Consider the following 2,123-nt stretch of genomic DNA (forward strand, 5'->3'; position numbering starts at 1 on the left):
AAATGAACGTTGAAAGCTATCGACGACGTTCCACCCATGGGGGTCAAACGCCGGCGCGGCAGGCCAGCCTCATTCGCGACAATCAAAGGCACCGCCAGTTTGTCGCGCGCATTGCCTCGCCTGAACTGCTCCCTGAGAATGGGTTATTGCCTCATCTAAATTGCTCCCGCCGAATCAACCTCGGGAGCTGTGATGAGGAAGGTCAGCATGGCGACACGTGCGGAATTGGTGGCAGCGATCAGTTGTCGCTATGTGTTAGGCGGGCGGGCCGAGAAGGCGAGGATGTTAGACGAGTTCGTGGCGCTCACGGGCTTTCATCGCAAGCATGCGATGCGACTGCTGCGAGGAGAACGCAAACCGGCGAAGGGTGGTCCTCGGCCAGGGCGCCGGGTTTACGGCGACGACGTGCGGGCAGCGCTCGTCGTTGTTTGGGAGGCGTCGGATCGAATTTGCGGCAAGCGACTACACCCCCTGTTGCCAACACTAATCGAAGCGATGGAACGTCATGGACACGGCGATATGAATAGCGAGACGCGCCGGCGACTCTTGACGATGAGCCCAGCGACGATTGATCGGGTCCTCAAGGATGGTTCGCGAGCAAACGGTACTGATCACTGCGTTGGCCGAACTGCGCAAGTTGCTGCCGTTCCCGCTGCTGGGCTTCGACACCGATAACGACAGTGTGTTCATGAACGAGAGTGTTCATGAGTATTGCTTGCGCGATAATATCGAACTTACCCGTTGCCGCCCTTACCGAAAGAATGATCAGGCATTTGTCGAGCAGAAGAATGGCGCAATCGTGCGCAAGATCGTTGGATACCGACGCTTCGAGGGGCTGCGAGCCACTCGGGAGCTGGCCAAGCTTTATTCGTCAATGCGGTTGTTCGTGAATTTCTTTCAGCCATCATTCAAGCTGAAAGAAAAGCACCGTGACGGAGCCAAGGTGATCAAGCGCTATCATCGTCCTGCCACACTCTTCCAGCGGCTGCTTGACGACCCACGCACGCCGGAGGATACATGCCTTTGGCTCAAGGCGATGTACCTGACGCTCGAAGACTTTCTTTCTGGCTTACGGATTGCTTGGCGTGGTGGTGAAGTGAAACCGACTGCCAGCTCCAAGCCAGCGGCCAAGCGAGAGCGGCGGAGGCCCGATCCTCTACTCGCCGTCACTGCCGAACTCGAGGAATGGTTCGAGGCGGAGCCTTGGCGAACTTCGCGAGAGTTGCTTGAACGCTTGCAGGTCAAATGCCCCGGCGTGTATCCCGACGGCCTCATTCGGACCGTGCAGCGCCGAATGAAAATCTGGCGCAGTACACAGGCCATGCGCTGGTGTTCGGGCCATTCGCCGATGCCGCGCGGCAGACGGAAAGTATAGAGGTCGGGCAGTGAGATCATTACCGAACAATACAGGATCGTCATCCGCGCTCTTACCGCCAGGTTGGCCTTCGACAACCGACCCCACCGGAAAACATGATGACCGCCCGCGAAGCCGCCCGCTCGCTACAGCGCTATTGAGAGGCGCGCTCGCGAGCGGCTTCGCTACCTCCGTCACCTGCACCAGGTGCGGGGATACGATCGGAACAACCCGTGAGGCATTCGAAAACATCGAGTGAGCCAACGACATTATTCTCCGGGAACACTCTTGGGTGAGGCAATACGGCGTCTCATCCTGATCGCCGCCCCATAGGTCGCATAACTATCAGGCGTGCAACGGGTTCTGCAAGCAGCTACACCGCAATGGTTCCGTTGCCTGAGGCGGCGAAATCAGAAAGGCCGGCGGAAAGATTGGTTGGAATCGGAAATTCTGACGGCACCCTTCACGCTGCATGTCCAACACATCACTCGAACTGCTTAAATGAAGGCCAATTTTAGCGGGCTCCGCATGGCAAGCGGCAAGCTGGCGAGCCTCTGTGTCGGCCTGATGGTCGAGTGCAGACGATTGTCGGCAAGCCGTCGCCATATGGTGTTCGGCCATGCCTTGAGGGCATGATTGGATCTGGCTTTAGCATGCTGGGCGGCGGTCGGCRGGCATTAGGATCGAGGTTCCAAATTTGAATTTCCGGAGGACCGGCATCGATGTACCCAAGACGGAACCAGCCGCGCGATGACGATTCTCGCGAAGT

General features: G+C 58.0%; 1 protein-coding gene and 1 pseudogene. Both read left to right on the forward strand.

What is annotated here, in order from left to right; all coding sequences use genetic code 11:
• Positions 1-192 precede the first annotated feature (192 nt).
• A pseudogene (locus BBJ66_RS27120) lies at positions 193-1,375 on the forward strand (transposase).
• 480 nt (positions 1,376-1,855) lie between these two features.
• Positions 1,856-1,990, forward strand: coding sequence for a hypothetical protein (locus BBJ66_RS35700; protein ID WP_258155573.1), 135 nt, complete (start codon positions 1,856-1,858; stop codon positions 1,988-1,990).
• Positions 1,991-2,123: the final 133 nt, after the last annotated feature.

It is taken from the genome of Rhizobium sp. RSm-3 (genome assembly GCF_001854685.1).
GTDB lineage: Bacteria > Pseudomonadota > Alphaproteobacteria > Rhizobiales > Rhizobiaceae > Rhizobium > Rhizobium ecuadorense.